The organism is Shimia sp. SK013 (assembly GCF_001292625.1).
Taxonomy (GTDB): Bacteria; Pseudomonadota; Alphaproteobacteria; order Rhodobacterales; family Rhodobacteraceae; genus Shimia.
In genome coordinates, this window is record NZ_LAJH01000009.1 from 333,252 (window position 1) to 353,900 (window position 20,649).

Below are 20,649 nucleotides of genomic sequence, written 5' to 3' on the forward strand. Positions count from 1 at the left end.
CGCTATCAAAGCAGAAACAAAAAAGGCGCCTCATTTTATTGAGGCGCCTTTTCCTTTTGGGCCACCGCGCGTTTCCAAAAATAGAAAAGGGCGGAGTGCCATGTCCAGTGGCTCCGCCCTTTTCTGTACGACACTTATGCCTTCTGGCTGTTAAGTATCAGACACAACCAATCTAAGATGCGCATGCCGGGTGGCCACCGTGCTGGCCTGACGCTCATCCGCTGAAAGCGCTTTTTGCCGATCCACTAAAGTGACCGGACGCGCGGAAAGGCGCTCGGCCAAACCGTCGTCTTTGACGCTGACGTCGTGCAAAAGGCTTTCCGTGAGGTCAAAGCGGGTCGGTCCATTCCTACCAATTTCGAACACTGAAACAGCCCCAAGAACACGGTTGATCTCGCCGGAATCACTGCGCAAGGGCAGGAGAAGCATAGACGCCCGTTTGCCGTTCTTGCGGAAACCGCGCGACGTCGACAATTCAAGTCGCGCAGTCGCGGGGCCTGCAAAGACCTGTTCCAGAATTTCCGCGAACTCTTCGCGGCTTTCTTCGGAAATGATCGACGCGATTGGCATTCCGCGCATGTCCATGCCTTGTAGATCTGTGAGCGTGCTGCAAGAAACCCGAAGCTTTCCGACACCTGGCGCTAACCGCTCCAGAATGAAAGCGTGCCGCAGCATGCGTTGAACCGAACGTGGATCAACATCGGAGCGGTAAGGCACGGTCTTTCCACGTCGGAGACCGCTCCAATAGTCCTCCATTCGGTCGAGAACCAGCGCACCATCTCGCCCATTTTCGACTGATAAATCGCTTACAGTTTTATCCATAGTTAAATTCCCGACCAATTGCACACATGGATCGCGTCAAAAAGAGCGACTAATTATTCCACGAGACATCCCCCGATGCCCTTTATGTTTAATAAGATTTTTCCCAATTTGCGATAAAAAGCCATTGTAATGGTTAACTGATAGCATGCGACATTGCTCTAAGTCGACCAATGCCTTTAGGTATCAAGTAATCAACGGACAAAAGGAGAAGTCCATGTTGCATTCGATGACCGGTTTTGCGGCCCTCAAAGGTGAGGAAGACGGATACACGTGGGCGTGGGATTTGCGCAGCGTGAATGCCAAAGGATTGGACATCCGTTTGCGCATGCCGGATTGGATCGAAGGACTTGAAGCGGTCGTGAAGGGCGCATTGTCAAAGTCTTTGGGGAGGGGCTCTGTAAACCTCAATCTGCGTGTAAACAAAGGCGATGAGCAGGGCACACTCGCCGTAAACGAACAGCAGCTACAGGCCGTGATCCAAGCTCTGCAAGTTGTCGAAACTACAGCCATGGACCAGGGGGTGGCTTTGCAGCCCTCGCGCGCATCAGATCTGATGGCGGTGCGTGGCGTTTTGGAAAATGTAGCTCCGGACAGCGGACAGAAAAAATTGTTGGGCGCGCTCGCTGCGCAGCTTCCGGACTTGATTTCAAGCTTTGTCGAAATGCGTCAAGCCGAGGGTCAGTCCCTTTATGACGTGCTCATGGAACAAGTGAGTCAAATTGAAATTTTAACTAAATCCGCGTCGGTTGCGGCCGAATCCCGGCGCCAATCCACTGCGAAAACGCTGCGCGAAAACCTTGCGCGGGTAATGGAAAACACCGAGGGCGCCGATGAAGCGCGCGTTGCACAGGAACTTGCGATGATTGCGGTGAAATCCGATGTAATGGAGGAACTAGACCGTCTGCATGCGCATGTTGGCGCCGCGAGAACGTTGCTCGCCACCGAAGGACCGATCGGCCGCAAACTCGATTTTCTGATGCAGGAATTCAATCGTGAGGCCAATACCCTGTGCTCCAAGGCGCAATCAGTGGATTTGACTCAAATTGGTCTGGACCTCAAAGCCGTGATCGATCAGATGCGCGAACAGGTTCAAAACGTGGAATAGAAACATGACACAGAGACGCGGGCTCCTAATTATTCTGTCGTCGCCGTCCGGCGCGGGCAAATCGACTTTGGCAAAACGGCTGATGACTTGGGATTCTGGCCTTAGTTTTTCGGTTTCCGCAACCACCCGCCAGCCACGACCGGGCGAAGAGAATGGGCGAGACTACGTTTTCCTTTCCGAGGACGACTTCAAAACACAGGTTTCCGAGAACCAGATGCTTGAACATGCGCACGTGTTTGGCAACTTTTATGGGTCTCCCGCGGGACCGGTTAAAGACACAATCGAAGCAGGTAATGACGTGCTTTTTGACGTTGACTGGCAGGGTGAGCAGCAAATCCGCAATTCCGATTTGGGCAAACATGCGCTTTCGATTTTCATTTTGCCGCCGTCAATTGAAGAGTTGCACCGCCGTCTGGTGTCGCGTGCGCAAGACAGCGAAGACGTGATCGCCAAGCGCATGCTCAAAAGTTGGGACGAAATCAGCCACTGGGGCGCATATGACTATGTCTTGATCAACGACAATCTGGACGCCACGGAGGCGCAGCTCAAGACCATTATCACGGCTGAGCGCATGCGGCGGGAACAACAACCCGCCGTTCAATCACATGTGCGGGACTTGCAGGACCAGTTTCAGGAGATGCCATAATGCCAATTTACGAACTTGATCGTGTGGCGCCTTCCATAGATCCAAATTCGTGGGTGGCGCCCGATGCCAATGTCATTGGCAACGTGGTGCTTGAGGCTCAAACCTCTGTGTGGTTTGGCTGCACTCTGCGGGGCGACAATGAAACAATTCACATCGGCGCCGGATCCAATGTTCAAGAGAACACTGTCATGCACACAGACCCCGGTTTTGCTCTGACCATCGGTACAAATTGCACGATCGGCCACAAGGCCATGCTGCACGGCTGTACGGTTGGCGATGGCAGCCTGATTGGCATGGGTGCCACGGTTCTGAACGGGGCCAAGATTGGTAAAAACTGTCTGATTGGGGCAGGGGCCCTGATCACCGAAGGCAAAGAGATTCCAGACGGCAGTTTGGTGATGGGCGCGCCGGGCAAAGTTGTACGCCAACTTGATGATCAGGCGATACAGGGCCTGCAGATGTCTGCCCTGCATTACCAAAACAATGCGCGGCGCTTTTCCGGTGGGCTGCGTCACATTGCCGATTAAACGCAATGTGTGCCGACTGTCATAATTTTGTTGAAAAGGACACGTCTGGTTTGCGTTAAAAGCAACGTAACCGAGACAACTGACCCAATGACCGAGAACTTCAACGCCTCCGTCCTAGAAGCTGTGCCGTTACCGGCTTTCTTTGTGGATGCCGACGGCCGTGTTACCGCCGCAAACGCGCGCGCGGTTGAACTACAGCCACAGGCCAGCGAGAACCGGCCGCTTATTCTGGTTTTTCGACAACCTGCGTTAAACGACGCGGTGGAAAAATGCCTTCGAACGCGTCAGCAGCAGCGAAGTCTGTATCTACACAACGACGGGCGTCAGGAGCACCGATACGAAGTGCTGTGTTCTCCGGTCGAAGGCGGCGGCGGTATAGTCTGTTTTCGTGACGTCACAGAAGAGCGCCAACTGGACCAGATGCGGCGGGACTTTGTGGCAAATGTCAGCCATGAGTTGCGTACGCCTTTGACGGCCATTCTGGGCTTTATCGAAACGCTTCAAGGACCGGCGAAAAACGATCCCGTTGCTCAGGAACGCTTTCTGACCACGATGTCCAACGAAGCAAGCCGCATGAATCGTTTGGTTGGCGATCTGCTTTCGCTGAGCAAAGTCGAAGAAGTTTCCCGAATGCGACCGACCGATCCAGTGGATCTGTGCCGCATTGTGAACGCGTCAGTTCAAAACCTATCGCCTTTGGCAGAAGAAAATCGATCCGCACTGACTTTCGAGAACGAAAATAGCGACCAAACTGTGCTTGGCGATTCTGACCAATTGCTTCAGGTGGTTACGAACCTCATTGAAAACGCAATAAAATATGGTGGGCAAGGAACCAATGTCACCTTGTCTCTGAGTGAACTGCCACGGGTTCTTGGGGTGCGCGGTCCCGCTGTCCGGCTAACGATTCGCGACAACGGGCCGGGAATCGATGAGATTCACCTGCCGCGCCTCACAGAACGGTTCTACAGGATAGATTCCCACAGATCTCGCGAGAAAGGCGGCACAGGATTGGGCCTCGCGATCGTAAAACACATCATCCACCGCCATCGGGGTCGCCTTGAGATTGAAAGTGTTCTTGGGGAAGGTACCGAGATAAGTGTTTTCTTACCGGTTCATTGACGATTTTCCGCCGACCTCCGGAACTGTCATATTGCTGTTACATGCGTGTCACAAAAGCTTTGTTTAGGAGGCTTACTTCGGCCACCAAGGCTGTCGCCCGACAGTCACGAACAATTGGAGTTACACATATGTCCGTCAAACTGACCGCTTCGGCCATCGCCGTTGCAGCCATCGCCGCTACATCGGTCGCCGCTCGTGATCAGGTTCAGATCGCTGGATCGTCGACCGTTCTGCCATACGCCACAATCGTTGCCGAAGCATTCGGTGAGAACTTCGAATTTCCAACACCCGTTGTTGAAGGTGGCGGTTCCGGTGCTGGCCGTAAGAAAATGTGCGAAGGCGTTGGCCCTAACACCATCGACATCGCGAACTCTTCTTCGCGCATCAAACAGTCCGACATCGATCTGTGCGGAACCAATGGTGTGAACGACATCATGGAAGTGCGCTTTGGCTATGACGGCATCGTGTTCGCATCCGACATCAACGGCCCGTCCTTCGCCTTCACTCCGGCTGACTGGTTCAATGCCATCGCCAAGGAAGTTGTCGTAGACGGCAAGCTGGTTGCCAACCCAAACAAAACTTGGGCCGACGCCAATGCCGACCTGCCTGCCAACAATATCCTGGCTTTCATCCCGGGTACCAAGCACGGCACACGCGAAGTGTTCGACAAAAAAGTTCTGGAAGCTGGCTGTAAAGCAACCGGCGCTCTGGAACTGCTGGGCGACAAGAAAGCATGTCACGCGTTGCGCACCGACGGCCTGTCTGTCGACATCGACGGTGATTACACCGAAACTCTGGCCCGTCTGGACGCCAACAAAAACGCCATCGGTGTCTTTGGTCTGTCATTCTACCAGAACAACACAGACAAGCTGATTGTTGCGACAATGGACGACATTACTCCGTCGACTGAAACCGTTGCGTCCGGCGAATACCCTGTGTCCCGTCCGCTGTTCTTCTACGTGAAGAAAGCGCACCTGGGTGTGATCCCTGGCCTGCAGGAATACATCGACTTCTTCGTATCTGACGACATGGCTGGCCCTGATGGCCCGCTGGCAGAGTATGGTCTGGTTTCCGATCCGGAACTGGCCGCAACTCAGGAAATGGTTGCCAACGGCACACCAATGGCTCCGTTGAACTAAGCGAGCAATGATCACGATGGCGCCCCTGCAAATGGGGGCGCCATCACTCGACACCACCTTACTGCGTATGGAGTTAAGATGAGCGCCGGTCTTGTAATTCTCGCCGTCGTCGCTGTTGCGACCGTCGGCTTTTTTGTTGGGAGAGCGAAATCTCTCAGCACAGCAGGTGGCGATATTCGCCAGTTGCATTCCCTGCCGAGCTATTACGGACAAGCGACGTTTCTGTTCGCAGCCGTTCCCGCGCTCTTGGTGACCTTTGCGTGGCTGATTTTGCAACCAATGTTTGTCGAAAGCCAAATCTCCGGCATGATCGTTTCTGGGGACATCGCCGAAGGCAGTTCGCGCACGCTGGTAATGGCGGATGTGCGCCGGATTGCAAATGGCCTCGATGTTGCTGTGACAGCTGGAAAGCTGAGCGAAACTGGCATCGAAAAGCTAAACACCGCGTCCACCGATGTGCGCGCATTGTTGGCAGAGGTTGGTGTGGCTGTGGCCTCGGACGTGCAGCAGAATATTCTGGCTGCCGCGAAAGAGTTCCGAATTTTGACCAGCACGCTGCGGGTTGCAATGGCCGTCGTCGCACTTGCTCTGAGTGTGTTGGGTCTTGTTTTTGCTTTGACCCGTATTAAGCCGGAATACCGTGCGCGCAATGTTTCAGAACAAGCCGTCAAGGCGCTGCTGATCTTGTCGTCTCTCGTTGCGATCCTGACCACTGTAGGCATCATCGCATCGCTGGTTTTTGAAACGCTGCACTTCTTCCAACTGTATCCCGCCAAAGACTTTTTCTTTAACCTGACCTGGAACCCGCAGTTCACCGGCGGCTCTGACCTTGGGTTTATTCCTCTTCTCTGGGGGACGCTCTACGTCTCTTTTGTGGCGCTTGTGTTTGCCGTGCCAATCGGCTTGTTCGTCGCAGTTTATTTGTCCGAATACGCGACCAATAGAGTGCGCTCGATTGTGAAGCCGGCCGTCGAAATTCTCGCGGGCATCCCGACGATTGTTTATGGTCTTTTCGCACTAATCACGGTGGGGCCCTTGTTGCGAGACTATTTCGCGCAACCTTTGGGACTTGGGCAGTCGTCTTCTTCCGTTCTGACCGCTGGTATCGTTATGGGCATCATGTTGATCCCCTTTGTGTCTTCGCTGTCCGATGACGTGATCAATGCGGTTCCACAAGCAATGCGCGATGGGTCCTACGGCCTTGGGGCAACGCAATCGGAAACCGTAAAACAAGTGATCATACCGGCGGCTTTGCCGGGCATCGTCGGCGCCATTCTTTTGGCGGCCTCGCGCGCCATTGGCGAGACGATGATTGTGGTCATGGGGGCAGGGGCCGCGGCCAAGCTCAGCCTCAATCCGCTTGAGGCCATGACCACCATCACAGTAAAAATCGTCAGCCAGCTGACCGGTGATACCGAGTTCGCCAGCCCTGAAACGCTGGTTGCATTCGCACTTGGCCTTTCACTTTTTGTCCTGACGCTTGGACTTAACGTTCTCGCGCTTTACATCGTTCGCAAGTACCGGGAGCAGTACGAATGACCGACGTTTCACCCACTTCGTCACTTCTCACTGTCGACGACCGTACGCGTCGCCGCAACGCTGCCGAAAAACGGTTTCGCGTGTACGGTGTAATCGCCATTGTGTTGGCAATGCTGGCGCTCGCTGGTCTGATGACATCAATTCTGAGCAACGGCTTGTCGGCCTTCAAACAGACCTTTGTCACGCTGGAGATCTACCTCGATCCGGCCAAGCTGGACAAAGACGGATCCCGCGATCTTGACAAGATCCGCAAGGTTTCGACGTTTGGATATGCGCCACTGATCAAGAATTCGTTGCAAACACAAATGGACTCGCCCGGCATGGCCGTTGAGGGTCTGAAAGCCAAAGACGCGGCCAAGATGGTGTCTAAAGAGGCCGCCGCTGAGATGCGTCGGTTCGTGTTGAATAACCCGGACATGATTGGCGAAACCGTCAGCTTCAAGTTTCTCACCTCTGGCCGCATTGACGGCTATTACAAGGGCCGGGTTACGATGGAGAGCGCGGAGCGCGACAGCAACATTTCTCCTGAACAACTGATGTTCGCCGATAAGCTTAAAGACGCGGGCCTTTTGAAAACGTCCTTCAACTGGGGATTTCTTACGCGAGCGGACGCTTCGGAGAACCGTCCCGAGGCCGCGGGTCTTGGCGTCGCTATTCTGGGCTCACTTTACATGATGGGCGTGGTGCTCTTTCTGACGCTGCCAATCGGGGTGGCTGCTTCGATCTATCTCGAGGAATTTGCTCCCAGAAACTGGTTTACCGACATTGTCGAGGTCAACATCTCAAACCTCGCGGCGGTCCCGTCGATCGTGTTTGGTATTCTCGGCCTTGCGATTTTCATCAACTTCGCAGGACTGCCGCAATCGGCGCCCATCGTGGGTGGCCTCGTGCTGACATTGATGACGTTGCCGACGATTATCATCTCAACACGTGCATCGCTCAAGGCCGTGCCGCCATCGATCCGAGATGCAGCATTGGGGGTAGGGGCCTCCAAGATGCAAGCGGTCTTCCACCACGTTTTGCCTCTGGCTGCACCGGGCATCTTGACCGGCACCATTATCGGGCTTGCGCAGGCACTTGGTGAAACGGCGCCACTTCTGTTGATCGGGATGGTCGCCTTTGTCCGCGAGTTCCCGGGCGCGCCACCAGAAGGTCTGTTTGATCCTGCCGCCGCATTGCCGGTTCAGGTTTATAACTGGACACAACGCGCCGACCCGGCCTTTGCGGAGCGCGCCTCCGGGGCCATTATTGTGCTACTGGTATTCCTGCTGTTTATGAATGCCATCGCTATCATCTTGCGCCGCCGCTTTGAGCGCCGCTGGTAAGCTTAGGAAAATCAAGACATGTATGACGCACCAATTTTGGGGGATGCCGTGAATCAGAAGACAACAAAAATCTCTGCTCGCGATGTGCAAGTGTACTACGGCGACACGCACGCTATCAAAGATGTGAACGTGGATATTGACGCCAAGACGGTCACGGCTTTCATCGGCCCGTCGGGGTGTGGCAAGTCAACTTTCTTGCGCTGTATCAATCGGATGAACGACACAATTGACGTGTGCCGCGTTGTGGGCGACATCAAGATCGACAACGAGGACATCTACGACAAACGTGTGGATCCTGTTCAGTTGCGGGCCAAAGTGGGCATGGTTTTCCAAAAACCAAACCCGTTCCCGAAGTCGATCTATGACAACATCGCGTACGGTCCCAGAATTCACGGCCTTGCCAATAGCAAAGCGGATCTTGATGTTATCGTTGAAAAGTCCCTGCGTCGCGGTGCCATCTGGGACGAGGTCAAAGATCGCCTTGATGCTCCGGGCACTGGACTGTCTGGCGGTCAGCAACAGCGTTTGTGTATCGCACGCGCCGTGGCGACGGAACCCGAAGTCCTGTTGATGGATGAGCCATGCTCGGCACTTGATCCCATTGCGACAGCACAGGTTGAAGAACTTATTGATGAGCTGCGCAATCAGTTCTCAGTAGTGATCGTCACGCACTCCATGCAGCAAGCCGCACGGGTGAGTCAAAAAACGGCCTTTTTCCACCTCGGAAACCTAGTGGAATACGGCGACACCTCGCAGATATTCACAAACCCGCAAGACGAGCGGACGCAAAACTACATCACTGGCCGGATCGGTTAAGGAGATACCAGCAAATGCCTGATCAACATATCGTTTCCTCGTTTGACCGTGACCTTGAAGGAATCCAGGCTCACATCATGAAGATGGGTGGCTTGGTCGAAGCCGCCATCGTCGACGCCTCCCAGGCGCTGCGCGATCAAGACGAAGAACTGTCCGCCGAAGTTATCAAGCGTGATCAAGCAATTGACGCGCTCGATTCACTGATCAACGAGGAATGTGCCAACTTAATTGCGTTGCGCGCGCCGGCAGCGCTGGATTTACGCGTTGTGCTTTCCGTGATGAAAATCTCAAGCAACCTTGAGCGCATTGGTGACTACGCCAAGAACCTCGCGAAACGTAACGCAGTGCTGGTTCACATGACTCCCATCGAGGGCGCTCGTGGCGCGTTGCAACGCATGGCACGCGAAGTTCAGCTAATGCTCAAAGACGTGCTAGACGCGTTTATTATGCGTGACATGGACAAAGCGCAGGAAGTTCTCGAACGAGACCGAGACGTCGATCAAATGTACAACGCTTTGTTCCGCGAATTCATCACCTTCATGATGGAGGATCCGCGCCACATCACGCCCTGTATGCATCTTCATTTCATCGCGAAAAACACAGAACGCATGGGGGACCACGTCACGTCTGTGGCAGAGCAGGTCATCTACCTCGTTTCCGGCAACATGCCAGATGAAAACCGCCCAAAGGCAACGCGCCTCGAAGCAGAATGACCAAACGGGAAAGTTGTCATGAGTAAAGATCACCCCACAGTTCTGGTTGTCGAAGACGAGCCCGCACAACGCGAAGTTCTGTCCTACAATCTCCAGGCAGAAGGTTTTTATGTGGAAACGGCACCCGACGGCGACGAAGCTTTGATTGTCGTTCAAGAGGTATGTCCAGATATCATCGTTCTGGACTGGATGTTGCCTGGAACCTCCGGCATCGAAGTCTGTAGACAACTGAAAACGCGGACCGAGACGGCTGGCATTCCGATTATCATGCTGTCCGCGCGTTCCGAGGAAGTTGACCGGGTGAGGGGGCTTGAAACCGGCGCTGACGACTACGTCATAAAACCGTATTCCGTTTTGGAACTTATGGCGCGCGTCCGAAACCAATTGCGCCGCGTCCGACCGGCGGCCGTCGGACAACGTCTTAAATTTGAAGACATCGAACTCGACGCAGAAACCCATCGCGTCACACGCCGCGAAAAGCAGCTAAAGCTTGGTCCAACCGAGTTTCGGCTCTTAACGACATTCATGGAAAAACCGGGGCGTGTCTGGAGCCGCGAACAGCTGCTGGATCGTGTTTGGGGGCGTGACATCTATGTTGATAGCCGCACAGTGGACGTCCATATTGGGCGCCTTCGCAAAGCTCTTTGTGCTCAAGGTGGAGAAGATCCTTTGCGCACGGTTCGGGGCGCTGGTTACGCGCTAGGATGACTTTGGAACAAAAGTTTTTAACGGGCGTCTCCAATGCAGTTTTAGAGACTTGGACCAGCTTTCCCTGCGGGTAATTTCCACAAATACAACAAGTTAATGGCGGTGGTTAAACCAAAGTTTTGCTGTTTCTGTTGCAGGGCAGATTGAGTCATCTGACTTGTTGATGGATACCGTTCCAGGTCACCAGTCAGGAAACATAGTGCGCATAATAGGTATTATGTTATATTTACATGACCTAAAGTACCGAAAACACCAACGAATTCTACTATGGACAGAGTTGCGCGCTTCCTCATACTGTTCACCCACCACAAAACCACAGATATTGGCGACTTGTCACAAGTACACACCACTCGGCGTGTCGTTGATATGTCGCGTGTATGAATACTTTGAAAGACCCATTTGAATGAACGAAACGCTCGCCTACATTGAAAATCTGACCCGACACACGCGACTAGAAGAGCTTTGGCCAGAGCACTGCAACTACATGGCCAAATTCGGCTTTGACCGCATCATTTATGGTTATACCAATTATCGCAGCGGCATGATGGTTGGCGATGTAGATGACTTCTTTATCCTGTCCAATCATGATCCCGCCTATCTGCACAGGTTTCTTGGCGAAGGCCTGTATTTTCACGGGCCCATGTTTCAGTGGACTTTGAACAATTCTGGAGCCGCCAGCTGGGGAATGGCGGCCAAAGCGCTAAACGAAGGCGCGCTGAGCGATCAACAGCTAAACGTACTTGAGGTAAACAAGAGTTTTGGAATCCAGGCCGGCTACACAGTCAGCTTCCCAACGGTTTCTTCGCGCACCAAAGGTGCGATTTCATTGGCGGCACGCAGTGATCTGCCGCAGGCCGACATTGATGAAATGTGGGACAAACACGGACGGGAGATCGAACTCATCAACAACGTTGCTCACCTCAAAGTACAGTCCCTGCCCCATGCAAATTCAGAGCGGGAATTAACCAGCCGCCAGCGTGAAGTTCTTGAATGGGTCGGCGATGGCAAAACAATTCAAGACATTGCAATGCTGATCGAGCGCACTCCTGCGACTGTTGAAAAGCACCTCAGGTTGGCCCGCGATGCCATGAATGTAGAGACGACCGCACAAGCCCTGCTCAAAGCGTCATTTATGAAGCAAATATATCTTCTTGAAGCGCCGCGACCCTGATTTTTTTGTTAGTAAGGTAACCCTGACTTGCCCAATTAGCCCACACAATGGCAAACTGAAACAGTTCCGTGAGTGGTGGCTTTGGCCTTTGGAACATATCAGAGCGGATCTTCGCAATATCGAAGCTCTCTGTTTTGACCGGTAAATCCCGGACGTCAGTCTGAAGATTAATTTTGGTTTTCAGGCTGGCAATTTTCGGTGGTCTCCCCATCCCCATGTTTTGGAGACCGAGAAAAAGAGACGGCGCCGTCCTCAGGATGGCGTCGTTTTTTTGACGCTTAAACCAAGGTTCCCTTGAGTTTCTCGAAAAAAGGGCCAGTTCAGCGAACCGGCCCTTTCTATTGCGCTTTTAAGGCAAGATTAGCCTTGAGCAGCTTTTGCCACTTCTGCAGCAAAATCTTCTTCTTTTTTCTCGATGCCCTCGCCCACTTCCATGCGGACGTAACCGACGATTTCTGCACCCGCTTCTTTGGCGGCGGCTTCAACGGTCAAGTCAGGGTTGATCACGAAGTTTTGGCCCAACAGGGTCACTTCGGACATGAATTTCTTCATGCGGCCAACGATCATTTTCTCGATCACCTGCTCCGGCTTACCGGATTCACGGGCGATCTCGATTTGAACATTGCGTTCTTTTTCAACAATGGTCGCGTCCAGGTCTGCTTCGGACAACGACTGCGGGTTTGCAGCAGCAATGTGCATCGCTACTTGCTTACCAAAGGCTTCGTCGCCACCTTTCAGCGCAACCAGAACGCCGATTTTGCCCATGCCGTCGGTGGCCGGGTTGTGAACATAAGAAGTCACAACGTCGCCTTCCACAGTCGCCATGCGACGTACGGACATGTTTTCACCAATAGTCGCAACCGCGTCGGTAACAGTTTCTTCAACGGTCTTGCCGCCCAAATCTGCCGCTTTCAGCGCGTCAACGTCAGACACGTTAACCGCAGCGCCAGCAATCGCGGAAACCATCGACTGGAAGTCTGCATTTTTGCCAACAAAATCGGTTTCAGAGTTAACCTCAACTGCAACACCTTTGCCGCCGTCAACTTTAACGGCCACAAGGCCCTCAGCCGCGGTGCGACCGGATTTCTTGGCCGCTTTCGCCAGACCTTTGGTGCGCAACCAATCGATTGCTGCCTCTTGGTCACCATCATTTTCGGTCAACGCTTTTTTCGCGTCCATCATACCTGCGCCGGTCATCTCGCGCAGTTCTTTGACCATAGCTGCTGTGATCGCCATTTTTGGCTCTCCTCGTCAGAATTGGATATACGAGGGCGGGCTATACCCTGCCCCCGTGTAAGAATTGTTACGCTTCGGCTTCTGCAGCCGGTGCTTCTTCTGCAACGACTTCTTCAACCGGTGCTTCTTCGAATGCGCCAAGATCAACGCCTGCTGCGCCCATCTGTGCGGTCATGCCGTCGAGAGCCGAACGGGCTGCCAGATCGCAATACAAAGCGATAGCGCGTGCCGCGTCGTCATTGCCAGGAATGATATAGTCAACGCCATCGGGGCTGCAGTTGGTGTCAACGATCGCCACAACAGGGATGCCCAGCTTGTTGGCTTCTGCAATTGCCAGAGCTTCTTTTTTCACGTCGATAACGAACAGCAGGTCAGGAACACCGCCCATGTCGCGGATACCGCCCAGCGACGCTTGCAGTTTCTCCTGGTCACGTTCCATGCCCAGACGTTCTTTTTTGGTCAGGCCATCGGCGCCCGATTCCATTTTCTCGTCGATTTCTTTCAGCCGGTTGATCGACTGGGAAACGGTTTTCCAGTTGGTCAATGTGCCGCCGAGCCAACGGTGGTTCATGTAGTACTGAGCCGACTTTTCAGCCGCGTCTGCAATCGGTGCAGCTGCCTGACGCTTGGTGCCAACGAACAGAACGCGGCCGCCTTTTGCAACCGTTTCACGGATTGCGTTCAGTGCAGCGTCCAGCATTGGAACGGTTTGGGTCAGGTCGAGAATGTGGATGCCGTTGCGCGAACCGTAGATGAACTCGCCCATGCGGGGGTTCCAACGTTGCGTCTGGTGGCCAAAGTGAACGCCAGCTTCCAGCAGCTGACGCATGGAGAACTCAGGAAGAGCCATGCTTGTATTTCCTTTTCCGGTTTACGCCTTGGCGGGGAGAAGTGAGAGCGGATGCTCCAACCGGCGGACTGACAGGGATGTCTCCCCTGCGCGAGCCCAAACCCCGCCTGCGGGTTTGAATGTCGCGCGTCTATACGAGGAACTTGGGCGGTGCAACCCGCAATCGCAGCTTGTTCTGAATTTACGAACATCTCGTGACGCCGCGTTCCAAAATCTGCAAAATTTTCACATTGCCACAGGTGTTTTGTACAGTTCACACAGACATCCCTCAAGGAGCCTTTCCATGATCCGTTTGCATCACCTTAACAAGTCTCGGTCTCTGCGCATTATGTGGCTGCTCGAAGAGATAGGCGTCGACTACGATCTTTTGGCCTACCACCGCAACAAACAGACGCGGCTGGCCCCGCCAGAGCTGCGCGAGGTGCACCCTCTGGGCAAGTCACCCGTCATTGAAATGGACGGGCGTGTGATTGCGGAATCCGCCGCCATAGTGGAGATGGTCTGCGCCAAACACGCGCCTCAAATGATCCCGGAACAAGGCACGATGTCTTATGTCGATCATTTGGAGCTCATGCATTTCGCGGAAGGGTCCGCCATGCTGCCGCCGCTTTTGGGGCTGTATACCTCAATTCTAGGAGACGCCGCCGCGCCCTTGCAGCCGCGTATCACCTCCGAGATGCACAATCACTTTTCTTATATGGACAGCCAACTGCGCCCCTCCGGACACTTTGTGTTAGACGATCTTTCGGCGGTGGATGTGATGATGATCTTTCCGGCAGAAATCGCGGTGCGTGGCGAGGGCGCAAAACAGTACCCAGCGCTGGCAAGCTTCGTGGAAGCGATACACGCCCGGCCTGCTTATCAGCGGGCGCAGGCCCACGACAACGGCTAGGCTTTTGACACCAAAGCGCCGCGGACCTTTTGCTCCGCGGCCTCTGCCAATGCCTTGCGGCTGTCAAAATCGGCGACCCTCAGTTCTTCGTGATAGACCACGACGACATGACCTTGCCGGCGAGCTCCCAAAGTCACCAAAAGATGTGGTCCAAAACCCATGTCTCCCCACCATCCGTAAAACCGCGCATCTTCGCCTTTCGGAGCGATGTAGCGCACGGTCACTGGTTGAATGTGCATCTCATCATGCAATCGCGCGTCGAAAAAGGCTGCGAAAAGCGTTGATTTGAATGGCAAAACACGTTGCCCATCGGTGCTGGTGCCTTCAGGGAAAAACAGCAATTTGTGTCCCGCCAGGAGCCGGTCTTCAAAAACCCGTTTTTGCGCGGCGGCCTCGCGGCGGTCCCTGTTGATAAACACTGTCCCGGTGGCCCGCGCCAACCAGCCGATACCCGGCCATTTGGCCACCTCTGCTTTGGAAACAAAATAAACGTTTTTGCGGGCATTCAGCGTGAAGATATCCAGCCACGAGCTGTGATTTGCCACAACAGCCCCGCGGAGGGTCATTGGCGTTCCCTTTGAAGAAAATCCGATCCCAAGAATGCGGAAAGCCGCGCGGCAGACAAACCGTGTGATATACGGCGTCCAGGGTCGACGCAGACCATACATCGGCGCCTCAAACATGCGCACCAAAAGCAACAGCATCAAGCAGCCAAAAACCAATATTCCCAAAGGTACACCGCGCAGGATAACGCGAATCCAGCCTCCTAGGTTCAGGGGTTTGTGCGGCAAATACCCCTCTGGGCCCTCCCAGGTACTCACGCGGGGCGCGCCTTTGTATAAAGCGCGCGGTTTTTCTCATTCATGCGGGCTGTGTCCAGTATCAGACACACATCTGTGGTGTTGAACGCACGGTCCACAAAGGCCCCCTCGCCCACAAAACCGCCCAACCGCAAATATGCTTTGATCAATGCCGGTACTTCCAACATCGCCGCGCGCCGGTCGATCTGATCTTCGGCCACCAAATCCATGCTCTGAAAATGCTGCGGCTGTGTACGTGTGCGAATGTCTTTTGGCGCCAGGTGCCGCGTGTGCAACAAAGACAGTGGTTGCGCCAGCGCGTGCACATCTGTGCCATGAAAACTCGCGACGCCAAACAAAATCTCGACGTCATGTTCCGCAACATAAGCTGCCAGCGCCGACCACAGATGAAACATCGCGATTCCGCCGCGATAGTCCGGCAACAAGCATGACCGACCGAGCTCCATCAACTTGCGACCTGACGCCTTTAGCTTGCTAAGGTCGTATTCATCTTCAGAGTAAAACTGCCCCATTTTTAGGGCCATGTCCTGGCGCAAAAGGCGATAAACGCCCACGACTTTATCCAAAGGATCGCACCCAAGCGCGCGATCAATCAAAATCATGTGGTCATAAAAAGGATCAAACTTGTCTTGCTCAAGCCGTGCGTCGTGATCGACCATTGCACCGCCGCCACCCAATTCTTCGACGAAGACCCGATAACGCAATCTTTGCGCAGCGTTCAGATCTTCGTCCGAGCTGGCAAGTCTCACTTCAAAATCAGGGGTATGTGCGGTCATGGTACTGCTATTGCGCCTCTTGTTGCCGCGTTTTTTAGGCGCGGCATTGCCTTAAATCAACCAAGCTGGCAGAAATGGGAAAAATCCCGCCGGCAGTTGACGCCTACCGGCACACGTGAACTAAATCTTAACTTGTTAATCCTCATTTACCACTAACAGCACCACGCGACTGCCGTTGATGACCACTTTGCCCACCTCGCGGAAATTCACGGTGATTTTTCCACCGATGTTGGACTGCACCTGACCTACACCCCAATCGGGTTCGGTCGGATGGGTGACCAGCGCACCGGGTTCAAGAAAGGCATTGAGTTCGTCCATACTAAGTCCACGCATCAGGAGTGATGAGCATGACACATAAACCGGATTTGGCCGCATTGGTAGGCTCCCGCATTTGCCACGACCTGATTAGCCCGATTGGAGCCATCGGCAACGGAATGGAACTTATCGAACTTGCCGGGTCCGCCAACGGCCCTGAGCTTGGCTTGATCGGCGAAAGTGTTCAGAACGCCAACGCCAAAATCCGGCTTTTCCGAGTTGCTTTTGGCCGCGCGTCTGCTGATCAACAGGTGGGTGAGCAAGAAATTCATACCATTTTGGACCATGTGGCCATCGGTGCCCGCATGATAGTGGATTGGACGGTTCAAGGACACGTCGAACGCACGGAGTTGCGGATGGCGTTCCTGGGACTGCTCTGCTTTGAGACCGCCCTGCCCTTCGGCGGCGTGGTCAGCGTGCAATGTGACGAAGGCAACTGGCGCCTGACCGGTGAAAGCGAAAAGTTGCGGGTGGATAGTGCCCTGTGGTCCGCTGTTCAGACCGGCAACCTGCCGGAGGACCTCGCGCCTGCCAAAGTGCAGTTTGGCATGTTGCCTCTTGCGGCTCAGCAAACCGGCCGAAAACTCAGCGCCAACTGGACCGAAACCCAGCTGGAACTGACGTTTTGGGTGGGTTAGGCCCGCGTCGTTCCGTTGCCAGTCACCAGATACTTAAAACTGGTTAGTTGCGCCGCGCCGACCGGGCCACGGGCATGCATTTTGCCCGTTGCGATGCCAATTTCCGCGCCCATGCCGAATTCGCCACCATCGGCAAACTGAGTTGACGCGTTGTGCATCAAGATCGCACTGTCTACGCGTTCAAAAAAGCGCGCAACCGCCGCTTCGTCCTCGGTCACAATGCAATCGGTGTGATCGGACCCGAACTCGCGGATATGTGCAATCGCACCGTCCAAATCACGCACCACCTTCGCTGCGATGTGCATATCAAGATACTCTTTGCCCCAATCCTTGTCGGTTGCAGCCACAGTGCCAGCAATACCTTGCAACGGACCATCCGCATGGACCTGAACACCCGCGTCAACCAGCATTGAAACAACCTCCGTGCCCAATCCGTCGACAAGGTCTTCGTGAATCAAAAGACATTCCGCTGCGCCACAAATGCCTGTGCGGCGGGTTTTGGCGTTCAGGACTATTTCCATGGCTTTTTTGGGGTCTGCAGCTTTATCCAAATAGACATGCACAATGCCTTCCAGATGTGCAAACACAGGAACGCGGGCTTCACGTTGAACAAGCCCAACCAGTCCCTTGCCGCCACGAGGCACAATCACATCCACATGGTCGGTCATTGTCAGCAGCTCTTTTACAGCCGCACGATCCCGCGTGGGCACCAACTGAATCGCGGTTAATGGCAAACCAGCAGCACGCAAGCCTTCCAAAAGGCAAGCATGGATAGCACCTGAACTGTGAAAGCCTTCGGACCCGCCGCGCAAAATCACTGCGTTGCCAGATTTTAAACACAGAGCGCCTGCGTCCGCTGTTACATTGGGTCGGCTTTCATAGATCACGCCGACCACACCCAAAGGTGTGCGCACACGACGGATGTTCAAACCAGTGGGTCGCTCCCACTCCTCCAGCACTTCGCCAACCGGATCAGTCTGCGCGGCAACTGCGCGCAAACCGTCCACAATGCCCTGAATGCGGCTCTCGTCCAGCATCAAACGGTCCATCATCGCGTCCGAAAGGCCCTTGTTGCGTCCAAAATCCAGATCCTTGGCGTTGGCGGCAATGATGTCGGCGCGCTGTTTCCAGACCGCATCAGCAGCCGCTTCAAGCGCTTTGCGTTTGGCATCTGCCGGGGCGAAGGCCAATTCCGCTGCAGCGGCTTTGGCGTTCTGGCCAAGCTCGGTCATCAGGGCGGGGATATCTGCGATGTCGTTCATCAGATCGGTCCTTTGCGTTTCGCTTTATGCTTTCAGAATAAATACATCTGTGCCGATGAGGTTCAGAAAAATAGAGGCAGATCAGAGCGCCATATCGTCGCGATGAACAAGGGCCGCTCGTCCCGGATACCCCAAAATCGGTTCAATATCGCGGCTATGATGGCCTTTGATTTTAACGGCTTCACCAGATTTATAAGCTGCAAGCCCCTGTCCGATTTTATGACCCGTCGGATCCGCAATCACCACCGGATCGCCTCGACCGAAATCTCCTTGAACGTCGACGACACCCGCCGCAAGCAAGCTTTTTCCTTGCCCCAACGCGCGCGCGGCGCCAGCATCCACCACCAATGTGCCCTGTGGTTTCATCGATCCGATCCACCGTTTGCGCGCCAACTGTGGCGTGCCTTGGGCAGTAAACCATGTGGCGTTGGCACCGTTCTGAAGCGCCAAAATCGGCCGCATTACACTGCCTTCGGTGATCGCCATGGCGCAACCACCAGCCGTAGCGGTCTTGGCGGCCATCACTTTTGTTATCATCCCACCCTTAGACAGCCCGGAAACGCCCTCGCCCGCCATGTTTTCGATCTCGGCGGTGATGTCTTCAATAATGTCAAAGCGTTGGGCGGCTGCGTCTTCCATCGGATTGGCGGAATAAAACCCGTCGACATCTGAAAGCAAAACCAACCGGTCCGCCCCTGTCGTCAGAGCGATCTGCGCGGCAAGTCGGTCATTATCACCATAGCGGATTTCGTCGGTCGCCACTGTGTCATTTTCATTTACAATTGGTACGACGCCCAATGACAGTAACTGCGCCAAAGTGGCGCGTGAATTCAAATATCGGCGTCGATTTGCGCTGTCTTCCAGCGTGACCAGAACCTGCGCTGTGGTGATCCCATGTGGCGCCAAAGCCTCTTCATAAGCCCGCGCAAGTCGGATTTGCCCGACTGCAGCAGCCGCCTGTGATTGATCCAACGAGAGTTCAGTGGTTGGCAACTTGAGCGCGCGTCGTCCCAACGCGATCGAGCCCGACGACACAAGGATCACATCCGCGCCACGCGCTTTGAGCATGGCCACATCTTCGGCCAGCCCATGTAGCCAATCATCCCGCAAAGCCCCTTTGTTCCGGTCCACCAGCAACGCGGACCCGATCTTTATGACAACCCGTTTTGCGTCGCTCAGGGTCGCCAAGGCTCTTCTTCCTCGTCGGCATTTTCTGCAATTCTTTGACGAAGGCGTCCGTCATCTATCTCCGCCCTCAAAGCACGCAGGACTTCTGTGGTGCCTTCATGGCTGATGCCGGACATCAACATTACAGGCGCGCCGGCAACTTCCTCAAGCTCTTCCTTGAGAAAAGTACGCTCTTCCTCATCAAGCGTGTCGATCTTGTTAAGCACGATCACACGGGGTTTTTCCGCAAGGATTTCGGCATAGTTTCCAATCTCTTGCACGATGGTCTTATAGTCATCAAGCAATGTGCCAGAGGAGCCGTCCACCAAATGCAGGAGCACCGCACAACGCTCCACATGCCCCAAGAACAGATCGCCCAGCCCGCGTCCTTCTGAGGCGCCTTCGATCAAACCTGGAATATCGGCCACCACAAATTCCACATTATCAACGCCAACAACCCCAAGATTGGGGTGCAGCGTGGTAAAGGGATAATCCGCGATCTTGGGCCGCGCGTTTGATGTCGCCGCCAAAAACGTCGACTTGCCCGCATTTGGCAACCCCAACAAGCCCACATCCGCAATCAGCTTTAGGCGCAACCAAATAGTCCGTTCAACGCCTGGCTGGCCCGGGTTGGCACGTCTGGGTGCCTGATTGGTGGCGGATTTAAAGTGTAGGTTGCCCCAGCCGCCATTGCCGCCTTTGGCCAGCAATACGCGCTGTCCCACTTCGGTCAGGTCGGCCACCACAGTTTCCTGATCCTCATCCAGAATCTCGGTGCCCACCGGCACACGCAGAATGATGTCATCGCCGGTTTTACCCGTCCGCTGCTGTCCCATTCCGGGAATGCCCGACTTGGCAAAAAAGTGCTGCTGATAACGGAAGTCGATCAGCGTGTTCAAACCATCGACCGCCTCGGCATACACCGAACCACCGCCGCCGCCATCCCCGCCGTCGGGCCCACCGTATTCGATGTATTTTTCACGTCGGAACGAGACACAGCCCGACCCGCCGCCGCCGGAACGGAGATACACTTTGGCTAGGTCGAGGAATTTCATGTCTTTT

Annotated in this window: 22 protein-coding genes; 13 read left to right on the forward strand and 9 right to left on the reverse strand. The window is 54.5% G+C overall.

Features of this window, described 5'->3' with window-relative positions; genetic code table 11:
• Positions 1-150: 150 nt before the first annotated feature.
• Positions 151-822, reverse strand: coding sequence for a PAS domain-containing protein (locus SHIM_RS04130; RefSeq protein WP_054001338.1), 672 nt, complete (start codon positions 820-822; stop codon positions 151-153).
• Positions 823-1,036: 214 nt separating this feature from the next.
• Here SHIM_RS04130 and SHIM_RS04135 point away from each other — a divergent pair, with 214 nt between their 5' ends.
• From SHIM_RS04135 to SHIM_RS04185, 11 genes are all read left to right on the forward strand, one after another.
• Complete coding sequence (locus SHIM_RS04135; RefSeq protein ID WP_054001339.1) at positions 1,037-1,927, forward strand: YicC/YloC family endoribonuclease; 891 nt, start codon at positions 1,037-1,039, stop codon at positions 1,925-1,927.
• 4 nt (positions 1,928-1,931) lie between these two features.
• Entirely contained in the window at positions 1,932-2,573 is a 642-nt protein-coding gene (gene gmk / locus SHIM_RS04140; RefSeq protein WP_054001340.1) for a guanylate kinase, read from the forward strand.
• Positions 2,573-3,100 (forward strand): gamma carbonic anhydrase family protein, encoded by a 528-nt coding sequence (locus SHIM_RS04145; RefSeq protein ID WP_054001341.1) that lies wholly within the window; start codon positions 2,573-2,575, stop codon positions 3,098-3,100. The genes gmk and SHIM_RS04145 overlap by 1 nt, the downstream gene beginning before the upstream one ends.
• An 87-nt stretch (positions 3,101-3,187) precedes the next feature.
• Positions 3,188-4,219, forward strand: coding sequence for an ATP-binding protein (locus SHIM_RS04150; protein WP_054001342.1), 1,032 nt, complete (start codon positions 3,188-3,190; stop codon positions 4,217-4,219).
• Between the two features lie 128 nt (positions 4,220-4,347).
• Positions 4,348-5,358, forward strand: a complete 1,011-nt coding sequence (locus SHIM_RS04155) for a substrate-binding domain-containing protein (RefSeq protein ID WP_054001343.1) — start codon at positions 4,348-4,350, stop codon at positions 5,356-5,358.
• A 78-nt stretch (positions 5,359-5,436) separates the two neighbouring features.
• Positions 5,437-6,897, forward strand: coding sequence for a phosphate ABC transporter permease subunit PstC (gene pstC / locus SHIM_RS04160; protein WP_054001344.1), 1,461 nt, complete (start codon positions 5,437-5,439; stop codon positions 6,895-6,897).
• On the forward strand, positions 6,894-8,222 hold the full coding sequence (pstA, locus tag SHIM_RS04165) for a phosphate ABC transporter permease PstA (RefSeq protein ID WP_054001345.1): 1,329 nt from the start codon (positions 6,894-6,896) through the stop codon (positions 8,220-8,222). Before pstC ends, pstA begins: the two co-directional genes overlap by 4 nt.
• 18 nt (positions 8,223-8,240) lie before the next feature.
• Entirely contained in the window at positions 8,241-9,038 is a 798-nt protein-coding gene (gene pstB, locus SHIM_RS04170) for a phosphate ABC transporter ATP-binding protein PstB (RefSeq protein ID WP_054001346.1), read from the forward strand.
• A gap of 14 nt (positions 9,039-9,052) precedes the next feature.
• The gene (gene phoU / locus SHIM_RS04175) at positions 9,053-9,751 is read left to right on the forward strand and encodes a phosphate signaling complex protein PhoU (RefSeq protein ID WP_054001347.1); all 699 of its coding nucleotides are present in this window, start codon (positions 9,053-9,055) and stop codon (positions 9,749-9,751) included.
• A gap of 18 nt (positions 9,752-9,769) precedes the next feature.
• A complete protein-coding gene (gene phoB / locus SHIM_RS04180; RefSeq protein ID WP_054001348.1) occupies positions 9,770-10,459 on the forward strand; it encodes a phosphate regulon transcriptional regulator PhoB in 690 nt (229 codons plus the stop codon).
• Between the two features lie 403 nt (positions 10,460-10,862).
• Complete coding sequence (locus SHIM_RS04185) at positions 10,863-11,630, forward strand: LuxR family transcriptional regulator (RefSeq protein WP_054001349.1); 768 nt, start codon at positions 10,863-10,865, stop codon at positions 11,628-11,630.
• Positions 11,631-11,990: 360 nt separating this feature from the next.
• On the opposite strand, the gene tsf is transcribed toward SHIM_RS04185, so the two are convergent.
• Both tsf and rpsB read right to left on the reverse strand, forming a co-directional pair.
• A complete protein-coding gene (gene tsf, locus SHIM_RS04190; protein ID WP_054001350.1) occupies positions 11,991-12,866 on the reverse strand; it encodes a translation elongation factor Ts in 876 nt (291 codons plus the stop codon).
• Positions 12,867-12,933: 67 nt separating this feature from the next.
• Complete coding sequence (rpsB, locus tag SHIM_RS04195; protein ID WP_054001351.1) at positions 12,934-13,716, reverse strand: 30S ribosomal protein S2; 783 nt, start codon at positions 13,714-13,716, stop codon at positions 12,934-12,936.
• Between the two features lie 283 nt (positions 13,717-13,999).
• Here rpsB and SHIM_RS04200 point away from each other — a divergent pair, with 283 nt between their 5' ends.
• Positions 14,000-14,608 (forward strand): glutathione S-transferase family protein, encoded by a 609-nt coding sequence (locus SHIM_RS04200; RefSeq protein ID WP_054001352.1) that lies wholly within the window; start codon positions 14,000-14,002, stop codon positions 14,606-14,608.
• On the opposite strand, the gene SHIM_RS04205 is transcribed toward SHIM_RS04200, so the two are convergent.
• From SHIM_RS04205 to SHIM_RS04215, 3 genes are all read right to left on the reverse strand, one after another.
• On the reverse strand, positions 14,605-15,429 hold the full coding sequence (locus SHIM_RS04205) for a lysophospholipid acyltransferase family protein (RefSeq protein ID WP_054001353.1): 825 nt from the start codon (positions 15,427-15,429) through the stop codon (positions 14,605-14,607). The two genes, SHIM_RS04200 and SHIM_RS04205, sit on opposite strands and share 4 nt — an antisense overlap.
• On the reverse strand, positions 15,426-16,205 hold the full coding sequence (locus SHIM_RS04210) for a GNAT family N-acetyltransferase (protein ID WP_054001354.1): 780 nt from the start codon (positions 16,203-16,205) through the stop codon (positions 15,426-15,428). The genes SHIM_RS04205 and SHIM_RS04210 overlap by 4 nt, the downstream gene beginning before the upstream one ends.
• A 135-nt stretch (positions 16,206-16,340) precedes the next feature.
• Complete coding sequence (locus SHIM_RS04215; protein WP_054001355.1) at positions 16,341-16,523, reverse strand: DUF3553 domain-containing protein; 183 nt, start codon at positions 16,521-16,523, stop codon at positions 16,341-16,343.
• A 29-nt stretch (positions 16,524-16,552) separates the two neighbouring features.
• Here SHIM_RS04215 and SHIM_RS04220 point away from each other — a divergent pair, with 29 nt between their 5' ends.
• Positions 16,553-17,158, forward strand: coding sequence for a histidine phosphotransferase family protein (locus SHIM_RS04220; RefSeq protein WP_241488788.1), 606 nt, complete (start codon positions 16,553-16,555; stop codon positions 17,156-17,158).
• On the opposite strand, the gene SHIM_RS04225 is transcribed toward SHIM_RS04220, so the two are convergent.
• The 3 genes from SHIM_RS04225 to obgE form a co-directional block, all read right to left on the reverse strand.
• Positions 17,155-18,420, reverse strand: a complete 1,266-nt coding sequence (locus SHIM_RS04225) for a glutamate-5-semialdehyde dehydrogenase (protein ID WP_054001357.1) — start codon at positions 18,418-18,420, stop codon at positions 17,155-17,157. The two genes, SHIM_RS04220 and SHIM_RS04225, sit on opposite strands and share 4 nt — an antisense overlap.
• An 81-nt stretch (positions 18,421-18,501) precedes the next feature.
• Positions 18,502-19,608 carry a glutamate 5-kinase gene (gene proB / locus SHIM_RS04230; RefSeq protein WP_054001358.1) on the reverse strand — a complete coding sequence of 369 codons (1,107 nt, stop codon included), beginning with the start codon at positions 19,606-19,608 and terminating at the stop codon, positions 18,502-18,504.
• On the reverse strand, positions 19,596-20,642 hold the full coding sequence (gene obgE / locus SHIM_RS04235; RefSeq protein WP_054001359.1) for a GTPase ObgE: 1,047 nt from the start codon (positions 20,640-20,642) through the stop codon (positions 19,596-19,598). Before obgE ends, proB begins: the two co-directional genes overlap by 13 nt.
• Positions 20,643-20,649: the final 7 nt, after the last annotated feature.